The 18009-nt window shown below is 69.5% G+C and carries 18 protein-coding genes; 11 read left to right on the top strand and 7 right to left on the bottom strand.

What is annotated here, in order from left to right:
• Window positions 1–203 precede the first annotated feature (203 nt).
• From A3862_RS17265 to A3862_RS17255, 3 genes are all read left to right on the top strand, one after another.
• On the top strand, window positions 204–518 hold the full coding sequence (locus A3862_RS17265; protein WP_043758182.1) for a hypothetical protein: 315 nt from the start codon (window positions 204–206) through the stop codon (window positions 516–518).
• 122 nt (window positions 519–640) lie between these two features.
• Complete coding sequence (locus A3862_RS17260) at window positions 641–1048, top strand: thioredoxin family protein (RefSeq protein ID WP_043758186.1); 408 nt, start codon at window positions 641–643, stop codon at window positions 1046–1048.
• Between the two features lie 103 nt (window positions 1049–1151).
• Window positions 1152–2324, top strand: a complete 1173-nt coding sequence (locus A3862_RS17255; protein WP_100793971.1) for a glycosyltransferase — start codon at window positions 1152–1154, stop codon at window positions 2322–2324.
• Between the two features lie 5 nt (window positions 2325–2329).
• Here the strand turns inward: A3862_RS17255 and A3862_RS17250 are convergent, their stop codons facing one another.
• Entirely contained in the window at window positions 2330–3280 is a 951-nt protein-coding gene (locus A3862_RS17250) for a helix-turn-helix domain-containing protein (RefSeq protein ID WP_043758189.1), read from the bottom strand.
• 153 nt (window positions 3281–3433) lie between these two features.
• Complete coding sequence (locus tag A3862_RS17245; protein WP_043758191.1) at window positions 3434–4201, bottom strand: zinc-ribbon domain-containing protein; 768 nt, start codon at window positions 4199–4201, stop codon at window positions 3434–3436.
• Window positions 4202–4383: 182 nt separating this feature from the next.
• Here A3862_RS17245 and ftsE point away from each other — a divergent pair, with 182 nt between their 5' ends.
• The 3 genes from ftsE (at window position 4384) to A3862_RS17230 (ending at window position 6970) form a co-directional block, all read left to right on the top strand.
• Window positions 4384–5076, top strand: a complete 693-nt coding sequence (ftsE, locus tag A3862_RS17240; protein ID WP_043380143.1) for a cell division ATP-binding protein FtsE — start codon at window positions 4384–4386, stop codon at window positions 5074–5076.
• Window positions 5073–6041 carry a cell division protein FtsX gene (locus A3862_RS17235; RefSeq protein ID WP_043351301.1) on the top strand — a complete coding sequence of 323 codons (969 nt, stop codon included), beginning with the start codon at window positions 5073–5075 and terminating at the stop codon, window positions 6039–6041. Before ftsE ends, A3862_RS17235 begins: the two co-directional genes overlap by 4 nt.
• A gap of 152 nt (window positions 6042–6193) precedes the next feature.
• Window positions 6194–6970: a YdcF family protein gene (locus A3862_RS17230; protein ID WP_043758193.1), complete on the top strand. Its 777-nt coding sequence runs from the start codon at window positions 6194–6196 to the stop codon at window positions 6968–6970.
• A 103-nt stretch (window positions 6971–7073) separates the two neighbouring features.
• Here A3862_RS17230 and A3862_RS17225 read toward each other — a convergent pair whose 3' ends face one another.
• The 3 genes from A3862_RS17225 to A3862_RS17215 form a co-directional block, all read right to left on the bottom strand.
• Window positions 7074–7400, bottom strand: a complete 327-nt coding sequence (locus tag A3862_RS17225) for a hypothetical protein (protein WP_043351297.1) — start codon at window positions 7398–7400, stop codon at window positions 7074–7076.
• Window positions 7401–7402: 2 nt separating this feature from the next.
• Complete coding sequence (gene ptsN / locus A3862_RS17220) at window positions 7403–7870, bottom strand: PTS IIA-like nitrogen regulatory protein PtsN (RefSeq protein WP_043351295.1); 468 nt, start codon at window positions 7868–7870, stop codon at window positions 7403–7405.
• A 143-nt stretch (window positions 7871–8013) separates the two neighbouring features.
• Entirely contained in the window at window positions 8014–8610 is a 597-nt protein-coding gene (locus tag A3862_RS17215) for a ribosome hibernation promotion factor (RefSeq protein WP_043380150.1), read from the bottom strand.
• Window positions 8611–8765: 155 nt separating this feature from the next.
• Between A3862_RS17215 and A3862_RS17210 the strand changes: the two genes are divergently transcribed.
• From A3862_RS17210 to A3862_RS31565, 3 genes are all read left to right on the top strand, one after another.
• Complete coding sequence (locus tag A3862_RS17210; protein ID WP_043352603.1) at window positions 8766–10334, top strand: glucan biosynthesis protein D; 1569 nt, start codon at window positions 8766–8768, stop codon at window positions 10332–10334.
• 56 nt (window positions 10335–10390) lie between these two features.
• Window positions 10391–12550 (top strand): glucans biosynthesis glucosyltransferase MdoH, encoded by a 2160-nt coding sequence (gene mdoH / locus A3862_RS17205; protein ID WP_100794094.1) that lies wholly within the window; start codon window positions 10391–10393, stop codon window positions 12548–12550.
• A 158-nt stretch (window positions 12551–12708) separates the two neighbouring features.
• Window positions 12709–12876, top strand: a complete 168-nt coding sequence (locus tag A3862_RS31565) for a hypothetical protein (protein WP_164706379.1) — start codon at window positions 12709–12711, stop codon at window positions 12874–12876.
• A 39-nt stretch (window positions 12877–12915) separates the two neighbouring features.
• Here the strand turns inward: A3862_RS31565 and A3862_RS17200 are convergent, their stop codons facing one another.
• A complete protein-coding gene (locus tag A3862_RS17200; protein WP_043352604.1) occupies window positions 12916–13116 on the bottom strand; it encodes a hypothetical protein in 201 nt (66 codons plus the stop codon).
• A gap of 285 nt (window positions 13117–13401) precedes the next feature.
• Here A3862_RS17200 and A3862_RS17195 point away from each other — a divergent pair, with 285 nt between their 5' ends.
• A complete protein-coding gene (locus A3862_RS17195; RefSeq protein ID WP_043758195.1) occupies window positions 13402–15720 on the top strand; it encodes a Tex family protein in 2319 nt (772 codons plus the stop codon).
• Between the two features lie 197 nt (window positions 15721–15917).
• Window positions 15918–17129, top strand: coding sequence for an ATP-grasp domain-containing protein (locus tag A3862_RS17190; protein WP_111473845.1), 1212 nt, complete (start codon window positions 15918–15920; stop codon window positions 17127–17129).
• Window positions 17130–17222: 93 nt separating this feature from the next.
• Here the strand turns inward: A3862_RS17190 and A3862_RS17185 are convergent, their stop codons facing one another.
• Complete coding sequence (locus A3862_RS17185) at window positions 17223–17990, bottom strand: glycosyltransferase family A protein (RefSeq protein WP_236961358.1); 768 nt, start codon at window positions 17988–17990, stop codon at window positions 17223–17225.
• Between the last annotated feature and the right edge of the window lie 19 nt (window positions 17991–18009).

The raw sequence follows: 18009 nt of genomic DNA, 5'->3' as shown, positions 1-18009 counted from the left end.
CCAAGGCCGCCAGAGACTGTGTCTCCAGGACCGCCCTTCGGTATGACGGCCGAACGCGACGGTTGTTTCGGGCCGCCCCGCACCACGCTTGACCACCTCCCGAGCATGCAACACTATTACATCGGAAAATCCAGAGGGATCGACGATCCCCCCGGACGGCGGCGAATGCCGGGGCTTCCAGTGCAGGACGACGAGCATCGCGCATGGCCTTTGTAAGCCTCAAGGCGTGGCGCGCCCGCTCGGCGGAGCGTGCCGAGATCGCGACGCGCCTGAAGCAGGACCTGCGGTTGGCCCTGCGCCTCGGGGAGGACGATACCCTGGCGGTGAACGAGATCGCCTGCACCGATCCAGGCTGTCCCGACATGGAGACCATCGTGCTGGTGATGCGCGCCGGCGCGCCCACGCGGGCGTTGCGGATCCGGCGCCCCATCGACGCGGTGGATGCCGACGACATCGCGGCGCTGGCCGAGGAAGACCGGTCGTCCGGAGCGCCGTCGACCGGCGTCTCGACAATGTGATCGTGCGCGGGCGCTTTCGATCTTCGGGCCGCCCGGGATTTCGCGACGCGCCCGGGCGCGCGGCGTAGCATTCCTCAAACACCGCAATCCGGTCCATCAGCAGGCCGGGAGGAAAGCACGCCATGAAGAACCGCCGTCACGTCCTCGCGCTGGCCGGCCTCGCCCTCACCTGCCCCATCCTGCTCGGAACGCCGGCCCCGGCCAGGGCGGCCGAGACGCTCCCGTTCTCGGATGCGGCCTTCGAGGCTGCGCAGAAAGCCGGAAAGCCGGTCCTGGTCGCGGTCAGCGCCCCCTGGTGCCCGATCTGCCGCACGCAGAAGCCGATCCTCGCGAAGCTCGCGGCCGAGCCGCGCTTCAAGGACCTCCAGATCTTCGACATCGACTTCGACAGCCAGAAGGATCTGCTGAGGCGCCTCAACGTCCGGATGCAAAGCACGCTGATCGCCTACAAGGGAACGACCGAGGTCGGACGCTCGGTCGGCGAGACTCAGCCGGAATGGATCGAGGGCCTCGTGGAGAAGACCCTCTGATCGGCCGCGTCCTGCGAGGCCGGCCTGTCCGGTCCCGTTCAGGGAAGCTCCGACATAAGCCCGATGCGGGCCCGCGCGACGGGTCCGGCGGAGAACTTCACCGGTGTCGAGCGCCCTCCTGTCAGACGATCCGTGTCCCGATGCGATCGTGGCCGTACCCGTGCGAAACGAGGAGGAGCGGATCGCCGCCTGCCTGAAGGCGATCGACGCCCAGGAGGGTCTGGAACCCGGCCGCCTCGGGCTGGTGCTGTTCCTGAACAACTGCACGGACGGTACGGAGGCCCTCGTGTCGGCCCTGGTGCCGACGCTGTCGATCCCGGTCCGGGTGCTGAGCGAGGACTTTTCCGGCGCCCATGCCGGCTGGGCCCGGCGCAGGGCGATGGATGCCGCCGCCGCCTGGCTGGGTGATGCGGGGAATACGGGGATCATCCTGTCCACCGACGCCGACAGCCGGGTCCCGCCCAATTGGGTCGCCCGCAATCGCGCGGCGATCCGGGCGGGGGCCGACGCGGTGGCCGGCCGGGTCGAGCTCGATGCGGCGGAGGCGGCGCTGCTGCCGCCCTCGCTTCCTGCCCGCGGGCGCCTGGAGGATCTCTACGACGCCCTCATCACCGAGGCCGAGGCGCGGATCGACCCCGACCCGCACGATCCCTGGCCGTGTCATCGGACAGCGATCGGGGCGACCCTGGCGGTGACCCGAAGCGCCTACCTTGCGGTCGGCGGCATGCCCGAGATCCCCCTCGGGGAGGACGGTGCCTTCATCGCGCGCCTGCTCGAACACGGCTTGCGGGTTCGTCACGCCACCGATGTGTGCGTGACCATCTCGGCGCGACTCGCCGGGCGGGCTCCGGGCGGCGTCGCCGACACGATCCGCTCCCGCTGCGAGGAGCCCGACGCGCTCTGCGACGCCCGGATGGAGACCTTCCCGCGCGCCGTGCGGCGCTACGCCTGGCGCCGGCGGTTCCGTCGGATGCACGATCGCGGGCTGCTCGCCCGGAACGAGGCCTGGGCGCGGGCCATCGGAATCGCCCCCGTGGAGGCGCGGCGGATCGCTGCCCTCCCCCTTGGTCAGGCCATCGCCGAGGCTGAGCGGCTCAGCCCGGATCTGGCCTATCGTCCCATCGGTCCGCGGCAGCTGCCCGACCAGATCCGGATCGCGCGGCTCGGCGTCGCCGCACTCCGCCTCGGTTTCGGCCTCCTGGGCTTCGCGCGGCGGATCGCGGGTTCAGCGGCCTCCGGCCGGCCGGTCGCGGATCCGCGGGGCAGCCGGATCTGATATCCTCAGAAACGGCCTTCCAAGACGTCCCGTGGGGCCATGCCGAACCGGCGGCGGAAGGCGCGGCTGAAGGCGGCCGCATCGGTGAAGCCGCAATTGGCCATCACGGATCCGATTCGGGTTCCGCTCGTGCGCGACCGCAGCCGCCGGTAGGCGCGGTCGAGACGCGCGTCGCGGATCTTTGCCGCCACGCCCTCGTCGCCCGTGAAGGCCGCGTAGAGCCGGCTGCGCGAGACCCGCAGGGCGGCCGGAAGCGATTCGGGCCCGAAGGCGGGATCGTGCAGCCGGCGCTCGATATGGGCGAGGGCCAGAGACCGGACGGCATCGCCGGAGAGATCGTTGTCCCCCTGGTCGCCCTGACCGTCGGCGAGCGCGCGCAGAAGATGCAACACGCCCTCCAGCGCAATGCCGGCCTCCGCCTCCGTCATGCCGCCGACCGTCTCCGAGAACGACCGGAGATAGGTCGCGAACAGGCCGCTGAGCGGCGTGGCCCGGAGCTTGCGCCCGACAAAGGCCGGCACGTTGCCCACTTGCGCCAGGAAGGCGGCACGGGGCACCTGTAGGCGGATCTCCTCGTAGGCGTCGCGGCTGCCGATCGCGAACGGTTGATCCATGGCATGGACCGTGATGTCGCCGGCGCTCAGCAGGGCGCCGCTGTTACCCTGCTCGACGAAGCCGCCCCCCTGAACGAGAAACGCGATCGCGATGTCGTCGCGCCCGTCCTGGCGCACATGGTGCGCCGTGCGCTCGACCCCGATCGGACCGCTGAGGGTGTGCAGGACCACGCCGTGCGTGGAGACCGCGAGCCTGCGGCCCGCCGTGAACGGCACATCGGGCGCGAGCATCGTCGCGTCCACCCGGGCCAAAGCTGTGCTGCGCCAGTAATCGAAGGCGCGCTTCTGCTCGACCGTGTCGGTCGTCTGGATGACGATGGGAACCGTCTCGCGGACACTCAAAGCGGGTCTGCCCCGGGCGCCAACAACAGCCTGCGCGCCTTCGCGCGTTGGAACCTCAACGAAGCAAATTGCAGATCTGAGGTCGCGGCGCAACCTTAAATAGATGACGCCGATAAGCCGAATGGTCTCGCCGCGGAGCGACGCCGGGAGCGATCAACGCTCGGACGCTGCCACCCGCGCGTCCGGCCGGGCGCCCGACGCATCGGCGAAACGCACCAGGATCGCGCGGCCGTCGGACGGTGGTGCCGACAGGCTCGCACGGAATCGGGCGGTCTCGGTTGCGGCGAGGACCGCCCGTGGCGGCGCAACCGAGAAGGTGCGGATCGTCCGGCCACCGGCGTCGCGAATTTCAACGTTCAGCGGCGCGACCGCAGCGTCCTTACGGGCAACGCCGACGAGGTCGCCTTCCACCACCAATTCCGCAGGATGGCCGTCCTCGGCAGGGTTGGTGAAGGCCACCACGTCGCGGATCTCGATGCCTCGGATGTTCACGGGCAGGCCGACGCGTGCGAACAAGGAGGCGGTCTGCGGCGCGGCTTTGACCACGCTCGTCCGGGCAAGGCAGGCGAGCGGCAGTGAAGCGAGGAGCACCAGACCGAAGGCCAGGGACGGCGACAGGCCTGGAATCGCGCGACGGCCCTTCCCGGCGGATTTCGAACGCCGGGCCTTTCGCGGGACGGTGGGAGCTGGGACGTCGGCCGCCGTTCGAACCGAGGCCGTCGCCTCCTCCCACGCGGCGTCGGCGAGCGGATCGGCCTCGGCACGCGCGGCGAGTTCCGCCTCATGGCCGGCGAGAACATCGGCCGGCGTGATGAACCACGTCTCGCGACAGGCGGCACAGCGGACCGAGCGGCCCTCCATGCCGACCTTGCTGGCATCGATGCGATATTCGCTCGCGCAGCTCGGGCAGGCGATCAGCATACGCCGCATACTCGCATCGATCGGCCGCAGCCGGGGCGGAAATTAAAAGTGCTTGAGGAAGTGTCGCTGAACAGGGTTAAGCGGCGGTGAAACTCAGGAGGCCTTGAAAACGCCCGCCCGTCCGGCGATTCCCGAGGGATGGACAGACGAGACACGGCACGGCCTTGAACCTACAGGCGAGCATGAAAAGCCTGCTGCCCGGCGCTGAGCGGCCGGTGGTGCAGTTCGAGAATGTCGGCATGCGCTACGGGCTTGGGCCGGAAGTGCTGTCCGACGTGAGCTTCCGCATCGCGCCGCGCTCCTTCCAGTTTCTCACCGGTCCCTCCGGAGCCGGGAAGACGACGCTGCTACGCCTCATCCTGCTTTCGGTGCGGCCGACCCGCGGCCTCGTCTCGATCTTCGGCGAGGAGGTCAGCGGGATCTCAGCCAAGGCGTTGACCGGTCTCCGGCGGCGCATGGGCGTGGTGTTCCAGGATTTCCGGCTCCTCGACCACCTCACCACCTACGAGAACGTGGCCCTGCCCCTGCGCGTCCAGGGCCGGGCCGAGGCCAGTTATCGGGCCGAGGTGGTGGAGCTGCTGCGCTGGGTCGGCCTCGGCGAGCGCATGCACGCCCTTCCCCCGCTGCTCTCGGGCGGCGAGAAGCAGCGCGCCGCGATCGCCCGGGCGCTGATCGCGCGGCCCGACCTGCTGCTCGCCGACGAGCCCACCGGCAACGTCGATCCGGGCCTCGGGCGACGGCTGCTTCGACTCTTCCTCGAACTGAACAAGCTCGGGACCTCGGTCATCATCGCCACCCACGATTTCGGCATCATGGACGCCGTCGACGCCCGCCGGATGGTCCTGGGTGAAGGCCGGCTGCGGATCGAGGAATGAGCACGCAAGCGATCCCGCGGACGAAGCCCGGCGGATCGGCCGTGCCGCCCGACCCGTCGATGCCGGCCAACCTGCGTCGCAACGCGCCGCTGGTCCCCACAGACACGGCGGCCGGCCGCTCGTTGGCGGCCGTCATCGCGATCCTGACCTTCCTGGCGGGGCTCTGCGCTGGGGCCGCCGAGATGGTCGCGACGAATGCCGCCCAATGGCAGGGCGATGTGGCCCGGGAGGTCACCATCCAGGTCCGGCCGGGTCCCGGCCGCGACGTCGATGCCGACGTGTCCCGCGCCGACGGCATCGCCAAGGCCGAACCGGGGATCGCGGAGACGCGGGTCTTCAGCAAGGCCGAGGCCGAGCGCCTCCTCGAGCCGTGGCTCGGGACCGGGCTCGACCTCTCGGACCTCCCGGTCCCGCGGCTCATCGCCCTCAAGCTCGCGAGCGGCCAGGTTGCGGATCTGAAGCGCCTGCGAACTCGGCTCGTCGAGGCTCTGCCGGGTGTGGCCAGCCTGGATGACCACGCCCTCTGGCTGCAGCGGCTCTCGACCGCCGCCAACGCCTTCGTGGGGATCGGGATCGGACTCGTGCTGCTCGTTCTGATCGCCACCGGGCTCGCCGTGACCTTCGCGACCCGCGGCGCCATGGCGAGCAACCGCGAGGTCGTGGAGGTTCTCCACTTCGTCGGTGCCGACGACGACTACATCGCCCGGGCATTTCAGCGGCGCTTCTTCGGCCTGGGCCTGCGGGGTGGCGCGATCGGGGCCGGACTGGCTCTCGTCGCCTTCGTCATCGCCGGCCTCCTGGCCAGGGCCGCCCGGTCTGGACCGGCCGGCCAGGAGGTCGAGGCTCTGTTCGGCGCATTCCATATCGGCGTGCGCGGCTATGCCAGCGTGCTCCTGATCGGCGTGATCGCGTCTCTGGTCACCGGCATCGTCTCGCGCGTGACCGTCCGGCGGTTCTTGGCGTGAGGGCGTGCGACGTCGCGTTCAGGTGGAAATAGGGAGTCTCGATAGCACGTTTACCATCTGGAAACTTTATCATCGCGGTGTTGATACGGCTGAGGGCGCCGGCCTCCGGGTTGCCGCAATCGGCTCCGATCTTCCGGAGGATGATCACGCGTATGCTGCGCGCATCGGATCCGCTCATGACCGACCCCGTCGGCTGGGCTTGGCACGTGTGGGATCACCCGCCCCGCGCCGTCGTGCGCCCGCGCCGCCGGCGGCGGATCGCGCTGTGGACCTGCAGCCTCGGCGCGGGTTTGGGCGCGCTGGCATTGTTTGCCGGATTCCTGATCTTCGTCGGCGCGCTGGCGCGACACGAGCGTGCGCCGTCTGATCGGGCCGACGGAATCGTGGCGCTGACCGGCGGTGCGCAGCGGATCGGCGATGCGATCGACCTGCTGGCCGGAGGCTACGGCCGGCGGCTTCTCATCACCGGCGTCAACGAGCGGACCAGCCGCGACGAGATCGCCCGCCTGAACCCGACCCAGCGCGCGCTGATCGCCTGCTGTGTCGATCTCGACTACCGGGCGCGCAACACGATCGGGAACGCGATCGAAACCCGTCGCTGGATGCGGGCGCACCGCTTCAGCACCGTCGCGGTCGTCACCTCGAATTATCACATGCCGCGGACGCTGATCGAACTCGATCATGCTCTGCAGGACAGCGACCGCGTCCTGCCGCATCCCGTCGTGACGGAGGCATTCGACGCCGATCGCTGGTGGCACGACCCGCCTGCCGCGCGCCTTCTGGCCTCCGAATATATGAAATTCCTCGTCAGCTGGGTCCGTACGCGCTTCGAGGCGGACCCCGAGCGCTCGCGCGCCGCGATCCTTATCGGGCGGGGCAAGCCGGTGAAGATGGTGGCCGAGCCGCTGATGATGCGCGGCGTGGACTGACCTCGCCCCCGGGTGCGCCGTCCCGTCGGAGCCGACAGTTCGGCCCCATGTCATCGTGGATCACCGCGCGTGACCGTCCGGATCAGGGGCGCTCGGCAGCGGTCTACGGACCCTTGCAGCGTGCCTTGATGGCCGCCGAGAATTCCCGGTCCGATCCCTGAACCTGGGCGAGGCGCTCGCTGCGCTCGGTGCCCGACAGGCAGCGCCCGTACACGCTCGCCACGCGGCGCATCGTCTCCACGTGACGGCGCCAGATGCGGCAGTTCTTGGCGTCGTCACCGTCGGCCTGCTCGAGCTGGTCGAGGGCTTGGCGCTGCATGGACTGCGCCACCAGGACATCGCGGGCGCAGGTCGTCTCCCCCTGCGCCGCGGCGGCGGTCGAGGCGATGGCCGCGAAGGCCAGAGCGGCGGTGGTCCGAAAGATCGGCATCATCAGGCCGCCTGCGGTGCCGTCGAGCGCGTCAGAAGGGCGTAGAGGGCACCGGCATCCCGAGCGGCGCGGATATGCGTGAGCATGCCCGGCTCGCGGAGAATGCGGGCAACCTGCGCGAGCGCCTTCAGGTGATCGGCCCCCGCCCCTTCGGGCGCGAGGAGCAGGAAGGCGATATCCACCGGCTGGCCGTCGAGGGCGTCGAAGTCCACCGGGCGGTCGAATCGGGCGAACAGCCCGAAGAGCCGATCGAGTCCGGGCAGCTTGCCGTGGGGAATCGCCACCCCATCGCCGATGCCGGTCGATCCGAGCCGCTCGCGCTGGAGAAGGGTGTCGAAGACGGGCCGCTCGCCGAGCGCCGGCAGGCGCCGCGCCGCCTGCGCGGCGAGATCCTGCAGCACCTGCTTCTTGGCGCGGGCGCGCAGGGCCGGCACGACCGACTCGGGGTCGAGAAATTCCAGAACTGGCATCGAACGACCGTTGCCCCGTCACCCGTTCGCGAGGAAGCGGGCCTCGTCGCAGGGGCGTCGTCGACCGTTCCGGCCGCGCCCCTGCTGGATCAATAGGTGGGGAAACCAGCCGGTTCCGGCTCCGCTTCTCCCGACCTATCGCGTCACTCGGCGGCGCTCGGTGGGTCCACCCAGCCGATCGCTCCGTCGCTGCGCCGATATACGACGTTGACGCGTCCGGTGCCAGCGTGGACGAACACGACCACCGGGGATCCCGTCATGTCCAGGGCCGTCACGGCCTCGCCGATGGTGCGGCGCTGGAGGGTCTTGGTGCTTTCGGCGACGATCGGCGGATGGGCGTCACCCTCGACGGCGTCCTCGTCGTCCTCCTCCGGCGGGGCGGCGAACACCGCATAGGCGGCCTCGATCGCCGCGTCGTCCCCCGGTCCGGTGGCGTGCTGCTTGAGCTTGTGCTTGTAGCGGCGCAGCCGCGTCTCCAGGCGCTCGGCGGTCTGCTCGAAACTCGCCCGGGCATCGTGGGCGAAGCCGTTCGCCTCGATCGTGAGGCCGGACACGAGGTGCAGCACGCAATCCGTCCGGAAGGCGGTGCCGTCACGCCGGAGCGTGACATGGCCGTTGCAGGAATCGTGCATGTGCGAGTCGAGATATTTGGCCTGGATCGCGGACATCCGCTCCTCGACGCGGCCGCGCAGGCTCTCTCCGAGATCCACGCCGTGGCCAGTGACTCGCAACGATCCCATGCTGCCTCCCCCGTTTCGATGCAGACGGCCGACTTAGAGAGCCGGCTCGGGTTAAGTCAACGGAGCCACTTGCGGTTCAGGCGGTTGCTTAACCCTGGGTTCAGCCGGCCTGTCCGTATACAGGGAGGCTCCCGAGACGTGAGACGACTGCCTGCATGACGATCGACGCCGTGCCTTCCGCCGCACCGACACGCCGCGCCCTGCTGGTCGGCACGCTGGGTGCTGCCGCGGGACTGCTTCCGGCAGTGGCCCGTTCGGCCGAGCCGGACAAAGCGCCCGCGCTGCCCGGCAAGGGCGAGGCCTTCGAGGCGAACACCCTGACCGATCTGGCCCGCGCCCGTGCCGCAGCACCCTATGCGGGGCCGAAGACCGGCGACGTCCCGGCGGTCCTGAAGGCTCTGTCCCGGGAGGCGTACGACGCGATCCACCCGGCGGAGGGCCGCGCGCTCTGGGCCGACCGAAACGTGGGCTACGTTCTGGAGCCGCTCCTGCGCGGATCGATCTTCGAGACGCCGGTGTCGCTGTTCGTCGTCGAGAACGGGCTGGTTCAGCCCGTCGCGTACGACAAGACGGCGTTCGTCGCCCCCGGCCTCGATCTGCCGGATCTCGAACCCGACGCCGCCTTCTCGGGCTTCCGCCTCCGGGCCCGGTTCGAGGGTGCGGAGGACGTGTCGAGCTTCGCGCTGTTCCAGGGCGCCTCGTTTTTCCGGCTCGTCGCGGAGGGCCAGGATTTCGGCATCAACGCCCGCGCGCTGGCCCTGCGGCCGGCCGATTCCCGCGGGGAGGAGTTCCCGCTCTTCCGGGCCCTGTTCGTGGAGACGCCCGCGCCCGGTCAGCCGGTCGTCGTTCATGCCCTCGCCGATTCCGAGTCGGCGACGGCGGCGTTCAAGATCACGCTCACGCCCGGCCGTGACGTCTCCACGGCGGCGATCGAGGGAACGGTCTTCGCCCGCGCCGACCTCGACCATATCGGGCTCGGCGGCATGCAGGGGAGCTACCTGTTCGGACCCCTCGACCGGAACCGCGTCGACGATCTGCGCGCCGCGGCCTTCTCGGTGGAGGGCTTGGCGATCCACAACGGCTACGGCGAGCCGATCTGGCGGCCCGTTCACAATCCGGAGGCCCTCCAGGTCTCTGCCTTCGTAGATCGGGGTCCGAAGGGGTTCGGCCTCATGCAGCGCGCCCGCGCGTACGATGACTTCGAGGATGACCGGCGTCATTGGGAACAGCGCCCATCCCTGTGGCTGGAGCCGCTGGATGACTGGAACGAGGGTGCCGTCACCCTGCTTGAGATCCCGAGCGATTCCGAGCTGAACGAGAACGTCTTCGCCTATTGGCGACCCAAGGCGAAGCTGGCGAAGGGCGTGGAGATGCGCTTCCAGTGCCGTCAGCATTGGTCCAAGGGCTGGCCGGATCCACTGCCTCCGGAGATCGCACGGGTGCGCGACAGCCGCTGCGGCCATGGCAGCACCGGCAGCCGCCGCCTCTTCGCCGTCGACTTCGAGGGCGACACGCTGTTTCAGCCCGGCGATATCGACGTCGATCTCAGCGCGTCGGCCGGGACGATCACACGCCAGGACCGGTTTCGGTATCCCGAGCGCAAGACGTTGCGGATCCTGTTCGAACTCGATCCCGGCAGCGCCCGCGCGAGCGAGCTGCGCCTCGCCCTCCGGCGCGGCCAAGCCCGGGTCAGCGAGTCGTGGTTGTTCCGCTGGACACCGTGATCCCCGATCCGCCTCAACATCAAGGACCGGCCTGCACCGTGCAATTGGACGAGACGATGACCGTGCCGCCCGCGATCGACGCCGCGCGCGTGGCCGAGGCGAGCCCCGATGACGGAGGCGGCATGCCGCGCGAAGCGCCGCTGGCCATGCCCGTCCAAGATCTGTCGCATTGGGACATGGGCCAGGGCCATCGGCCCGCACGGCCCGGCCGTGATCCCTGGCCGGCGCGGATTCTGGTCTTCGGCGGCGCGCTGGCGCTGACCGCCTTCGGCGGCTGGCAGATGGTCGAGACCGTGTCGGTCTCGGGCAATCCGACTGCGCTCCAGCTCGTGCTGGTCGTCCTGTTCTGCCTGACGTTCTCGTGGATCGCGCTCGCCTTCACCAGCGCCGTGCTCGGCTTCGGGATGCTGCTGCGGCGGCCGCGTCCGATGTCGGCTCCGACGGCCCTGACCACGCGGACCGCGGTCCTGATGCCCGTCTACAACGAGGCGACAGCCCGCACCTTCGCGGGTGTCGAGGCCATGCGCGAGGCGGTCGAGGCCACCGGACTGGGAGACCATTTCGACTGGTACGTCCTGTCGGATTCGACCCAGCCCGATGCCTGGATCGCCGAGGAGCGCGCCTTCCTCGAATTGCGCGGCCGCCTGGGTCACGATGCCCGGCTCTACTACCGCCACCGGGCGAAGAATCACCATCGCAAGGCCGGCAATATCGGCGACTTCGTCACGCGGTGGGGTGGCCACTACGAGCACATGCTCGTGCTGGATGCCGACAGCCTGATGAGCGGATCGGCGATCGTGGCGCTGGCCTCCGCCATGGAGGCGGATCCGGATGCCGGTATCATCCAGACCCTGCCGCTGATCATCAATCGCAACACCCTGTTCGCCCGGCTTCAGCAATTCGCGGCCCGGATCTACGGCCCCGTGATCGCAGCCGGGCTTTCCGCGTGGTCGGGGCGGGACGGCAACTATTGGGGGCATAACGCGATCATCCGCACCCGCGCCTTCGCAGAATCCTGCGGCCTGCCGGATCTGCCCGGGAAGCCCCCCTTCGGCGGCCATATCCTGTCGCACGACTTCGTGGAGGCGGCCCTGATCCGCCGATCGGGCTGGGCGGTGTACATGCTCCACCGCCTGCCGGGCTCGTACGAGGAGAGCCCGCCGTCGCTGATCGACGTCGCGGTGCGCGACCGGCGCTGGGCGCAGGGCAACCTCCAGCATGCGCGAGTGATCGGCGCCGCGGGGCTGCATCCCGCGACCCGCCAGCACTTCGCCACCGGCATCGCCGGCTATCTCGCCTCGCCACTCTGGCTGATGCAGCTGGTGGTCGGCATCCTGCTTGTGCTGCAGACCGCCACGGAACGGCCGGACTATTTCGGGGGAGCGGGCTTCTCGCCGGTTTTCCCGCGATTCGATCCGGTCCGCGCGCTCCAGCTGTTCGGCCTGACCATGGCGGTTCTGCTTGCGCCCAAGGTCCTGGGCCTGATCCTGGCCCTCTTGGATGCTCCGGTGCGGCGCGCCTGCGGGGGCGCCGGGCGGCTCATCCTGTCGAGCCTGGTCGAGATCCTGCTCTCCGCGCTGGTGGCGCCGGTGGCGATGGTCATCCAGTCCGGCTCGGTGATCGGTATTCTGCTGGGACGGGACACGGGCTGGAATCCGCAGCGCCGCGACGACGGCTCGATCCCGCTGCGGGACATCGTCCGCCGTCACCGCTGGCACACCGTTCTGGGGCTCGTGGCGGGAATCGCGGCCTTCGCGATCGCGACGTCGCTGTTCCTCTGGATGAGCCCGACGATCCTGGGTCTGGTGCTCGCGATCCCGATTTCCTGGGCGAGCGGACAATTGACCCTGGGCCTGGCGCTCAAGCGCCGGATGCTACTCGCCACGCCCGAAGAGGCATCGCCGCCGGAGATCGCGCTGCGGGCAGCGGCGCTTGCGACCCGCAATGCGGCTCGCGGCTACGACGACACCGATTCCCTCGTGGCGATCCACGCCGATCCCGCACTTGCGCACGCCCATGGCCGGATGCTTCCGAAGGGACAGCGGCGGCCCCGGGGCGCGATCGACGCCGACCAGACGCTGGCGGCCGCCAAGATCTGCGAGGCCGAGACGGTGGCGGAGGCACAGCTGTGGCTCTCCCAGAAGGAGCGGATGGCCCTGCTTCACGACCGGGCCCTCGTGGACCGTCTCGTGCGCCTCGAGACCAGCCAAGCCTGATCGCGGTTCGCGCCGGGATCTCGGGCGGGGCGTTCGGCGATCACGTCCTCGCGCTGTGCGCAGCCGTCGCGGCACCGGCTCAAGGGCGCGGCCGGGTGTCGAGAGAAGGGGTTAACCATTCGGATCCTAGACTCGGCCATCGTCACTCGGATCCGGTCATGACCCTGCTGTTCGTGTTCCTGCTCCTGCCGCTCGCGCTTGCCATCGTTCTGGCCCGCGGCGAGCCGGTCCGCACCATCAGCTGCCTCGGCGCGATGGGGGTGGGCTGCGTGATCGCCTGCTTGAGCGTGGCCAGCCTCCTCCGCCACCGGGCGCGGCCGACCTGAGAGGAATCGCCGTCCGGCCCGAAGCCGGGAATCGCTTCCCTACAGGAAGCCCACCGGTCGCGGACCGCCGGTCAAACTCCGCCCGGCCCGCGCAACCAGCTGGGAAAAGGCGAGCGCCGCCGCCGTCGCCTGCGCGCGGGACGGGAAGCTACGCCGCGATTCGAGCACCGGCTCGTCGGTCTCGTTGACGAGAACCCACGACCAAAGCGACCGGCTGTGCTCACGGATCTCGAATTGCACGGGCGCCTGCCTTTCCGGGACATGCGAAGGAAAAGGCTCGCATCAGCCGGTGACATCCCGATGACGACACGGGATGATCGTCACGGCTTTCGAGCCACCCGTCCGGTTCAGGGAAGTCTTCCTCCGGGTTCGGTGCGTCGCCGGCTGGAAACCATGCCGAAGCGCGTGCGGGATCCGGCTGCAGAAGCGGCGGCATGCGAACGGGCCTGACGGACGCCTTGTTTCCGACGGCTTGGCGTTTCAGGCAGACGGCGCATCCCTGCTGCGCACCCCGCCGGAGTTTCCATGAAAGCCGTCAACGCGCTGATCGCCGATGAACTCGGTGTCGGGGAGGCGCAGGTTGCCGCCGCCGTCGCGCTCCTCGATGGCGGTGCGACCGTGCCGTTTATCGCGCGCTATCGGAAAGAGAATACGGGCGGCCTCGACGACACGCAGTTGCGCCGGCTCGAAGAACGGCTCTCGTATCTGCGCGATCTCAACGAGCGGCGCGCCACGATCGTCGCGAGCATCACCGCGCAGGGCAAGATGTCTCCGCCTCTCGCCGCAGCCCTCGAGGCCGCCGATACGAAGGCGCGCCTGGAAGACCTGTATCTGCCGTTCCGACCCAAGCGGCGCTCGAAGGCCCACGCCGCCCGGGAGGCCGGCCTCGAACCTTTGGCCGAGCTTCTCCTGCGCCGGCCCGATAACGCGCCCGAGACGGTGGCGGCGCGCTACCTGTCGGACGCCCATGGCATCACCGATGTCGACGCCGCGCTGGACGGTGCCCGTGCGATCCTGATCGAGCGCTTCGCCGAGGACGCCGACCTCGTCGGGCGCCTGCGCACGGATTACTGGCGGGGCGGCCAGCTCGTCTCCCAGGTCCGGAAGGGCAAGGCGAACGAGGGCGCGAAATTCTCGGATTACTTCGCCTGGAGCGAGCGGCTGGAGCGGATGCCCTCACACCGCATCCTGGCGATCTTCCGCGGCGAACGGGAGGAGATTCTCGAGGTCGGCTTCACCGCGGAGGGTGAGGATTCCGCGCCCGGGATTCCCGGACCGTTCGAAACCGCGATCTGCCGCCGCTTCGACATCGCCCTGCGGGGCCGCCCCGGCGATTCCTGGCTCGTCGAAACCGTCCGCGCGGCTTGGCGGACGAAGATCCGGGTGGGCATCAAGCAGGATCTGCGCAACCGCCTGTTCGAGCGGGCCGAGGATGAGGCCGTGACGGTCTTCGCGGGAAACCTGAAGGACCTGCTCCTGGCCGCTCCGGCGGGCGGCCGCACCACGATGGGGCTCGATCCCGGCTATCGGAACGGCGTGAAGGTGGCGGTGGCGGATCGCACCGGCCGCGTCGTCGCGGTGGAGACCACCTATCCGCACGAGCCCCAGCGCCGCTGGCGCGAGGCGGTGGCGGCATTGGGGCGCCTGTGCCGTCTCCACAACGTAGAGCTTCTGGCCATCGGCAACGGCACGGCCTCCCGCGAAACCGAACGCCTCGCCGCGGAGATCATCGCGTCGAACCCCGATCTTCCGCTCGCGAAAGTCATGGTCTCCGAGGCCGGCGCCTCGGTCTATTCGGCCTCGGAGATCGCCGCGCGGGAATTGCCCGATCTCGACGTGTCCCATCGCGGCGCCGCGTCGATCGCCCGGCGCCTTCAGGATCCCCTGGCCGAACTGGTCAAGATCGATCCGAAGTCCATCGGCGTCGGGCAGTACCAGCACGACGTGAGCGAGGCGAAGCTGTCGCGCTCGCTCTCCGCGGTGGTGGAGGATGCGGTCAACGCCGTCGGGGTGGACGTCAACACGGCCTCCCCGGCCCTGCTGGCGCAGGTTTCCGGCCTCGGCGGCGCGATGGCGGCGCGGATCGTCGCCCATCGCGACGCCCAGGGCCCGTTCCGGACGCGCACGGCGCTCAAGAAGGTCCCGGGGCTCGGCCCGAAGACCTTCGAGCTCGCCGCCGGCTTCCTCCGCATCCAGGGCGGCGACGACCCGCTCGACGGGTCGGGCGTCCACCCGGAAGCCTATCCGGTGGTCCGCCGCATCCTCCAGGCGACGAAGAGCGACATCCACGTCCTGCTCGGCAATGCCGCCCTCCTCGGCCGCCTGGCGCCGGAGCCGTTCGTCGACGCGCGTTTCGGCCTGCCGACGGTCCGCGACATCATCGCCGAGCTCGAGAAGCCGGGGCGCGATCCGCGGCCGGCCTTCAAGACGGCGCGCTTCCAGGAGGGTGTCGAGACGATCGGGGATCTCAAGCCCGGCATGCAGCTGGAGGGCGTCGTGACCAACGTGGCCGCGTTCGGTGCCTTCGTCGATATCGGCGTTCATCAGGACGGGCTCGTCCACATCTCGGCGATGGCGCGGCGCCGGATCGCGTCGCCGACGGAGATCGTCCGGATCGGCGAGGTCGTCCGGGTGCTGGTCCTCGGGGTCGATGTGCCGCGCAAGCGCATCGCGTTGTCGATGCGGCTCGACGATCCGATCGATCCGGCTCAGCCCGCCCGACGCGGGGGCGAATCGAAGATCGACGCGCCGCGAACCCGGCCGAACGCCACCGCGGAATCCGCGCCGACCGGACCGCTGGCGGAAGCGCTCCGTCGCGCCGCCGCATCGGCGCGGCGCAGCTGACCATCGCGAGACACGAGGCAACCGCCGGCGCGGAACGGGAAGCGCCTCGGCTGACGTCCCGCATGCGCCCCGTTATGGTTAGCGCTTCGTAAACCTCCCTCCGGTCACAGATCGGGGATCGTGCCGCCCTGTGCGATCCCTGTGGCCGGATACCGGCGGCCGCATCGCAGCGGCGGCTCCCCTTCTCGGAGGCTGTGATGCAAGCGCGTGCTGCGGGGATCGACAATCCGAGCCCGATGATCGGCCCGGCACGCCTCATCAGAGCCGCCTTCGATGCTTCGGACATGGCCGCGCTGGCCCAGGAGATCCTCGCCAGATCGCCCGATGGCGTCATCGACGCCGGGGCGGCGATGGATCTGGCGACGATCCTGTTGCTGATGCACCGCACCGACGAGGCGCTGCAGCTCCAGACCGACATCCTTCAGGGCCAACGGCTCTTCTCGCTGCGTTCGAACCCGGATCAGGCGCGGGTCCGCGTGCTCATCCTCGTCACGGCCGGCGATCTCATGGCCAACACGCCGATCGATTTCCTGCTGAACGACGACGATTTCAGCCTCACCTATTTCTTCCTCTGCCCCGGCGAAGACATGCCGCGCGACCTGCCGGAGCACGATGTGCTGATCACGGGCATCGCGTATTCGAGTGGCGCCGAGCCGCTTTTGGAAGCCGTCGCGGCAGCCGCCGAAGGGTGGTCGCGGCCGATCGTCAATCACCCGCGCGCGGTTCTGAAGACGTCCCGGCACGGGATCGCGGATGCGCTCCGCGGCGCCGAGGGGATCTTGGCGCCTGCCGTCGCTCTCCTGGACCGGGCGGCGCTGAGCGCCTCGGCGTCCCGCCTTCCCGAGGGCCTGGACTATCCGGTGCTGGTGCGCCCCCTGGATACCCATGCCGGCAACGACCTCCAGAAGGTCGATCGGGCCGAGGATCTGACGCGCTACCTCGACCACGCGACCACGGAGCGGTTCTACGTCACGCAGTTCTGCGACTATCGTGGCCCCGATGGACTATTCCGAAAGCTTCGGGTCGTTCTGATCGACGGTGTCCCGTTCCTGTGTCACCTGGCCATCCGCGACCACTGGATGATTCATTACCTCAACGCCGGAATGCTCGAGGATGCCGAGAAGCGGACGGCGGAGGCCACCGCCATGGCCACGTTCGACGCCGCGTTCGCGCAGCGCCATCGCGCCGCCTTCGCCGAGATCCACCGAAGGATCGGGCTCGATTACCTGATCCTCGATTGCGCGGAGAGCTCGGATGGCCGGCTGCTGATCTTCGAGGCGGATACCGGGATGGTCGTCCACGACATGGATCCCGTGGACCTGTTTCCCTACAAGCTGCCGCAGATGCGCAGGGTGTTCTCCGCATTCCAGCAGGCCGTCCGCGGGCGCGCTCAGACGCGACCCGCCTAGGACGCGCACGGTCGTGCATTCACGCCCTTTCCGAAGCGGGCGGGCCCCGATCCAGGCCTTGCGGGAGTTCGAACGGCGGACAGGGCCGCCCTGTCACCAGGGGATGCGGCCGAAGCGGTCGATCAGCCGCTGATACTCGGCGTCGCTCTCGACTTTCGACGTCCCGCCCTGTCCGACATCCGAGGTTCCGGAGCCGGGATGCACCAGACGGCACACCAGCGGCAGGATGAAGCCGTGGCGCACGAGGTGCGTGTTGGGGCCGCCGAACCGAAGCACGTTGGCGAGCCACGGGCGGACCTGAACGGCGTTCTCGAGAGTGCCGGGCGCCGTCGCCTCGACGAGGTGGGCGCGGCGCAGGCCGGTCTCGGCGAGGCGGCCGAGCCATTCGTTGTCGTAATGCCATTTCGAGGCGGGGTTGATCGCGCCGACCTGCGCGAAGGTGGACCGACGCATCAGCCAGCCCGACGGCGTCGGGAAGTCGTTGATCCGGACGACCTCGCCGGCCTCGTCCGTCTCGACCTGGGTCGAGGAGACGAAATCGAAGCTGTCCAGGGTCCGGAGCGCGAAACCGAGATAGGGCGGCAGCCAATGGTCGTCGTCCTCCAGGAAGCCGACGAAGTCCCAGCTTTCATCGACGGCCCGGATGGCCGCGTTCAGGGCGGGGATCTGCCCCTTGCGCTCGCCGCGCACGAAAGTGATCTGCGGATGCGCGGCGAGCCGCGCCGGGATCTCGGTCTCGGGGTCGGTCCCGACGAAGAAATGGATCGTCGCCGGCCTATCGAGTTCCTGGCTGTTCGCGCTCTCGACCGCGTGTTCCAAGAAGTACTGGCCGGATTTGCCGGCCAGAGTCGAAGGTTTCATCCGGGACGGCGTGATGATC

This window comes from Methylobacterium sp. XJLW (assembly GCF_003254375.1).
Taxonomy (GTDB): Bacteria; Pseudomonadota; Alphaproteobacteria; order Rhizobiales; family Beijerinckiaceae; genus Methylobacterium; species Methylobacterium fujisawaense.
This window is presented reverse-complemented; position numbering and strand designations above follow the sequence as displayed.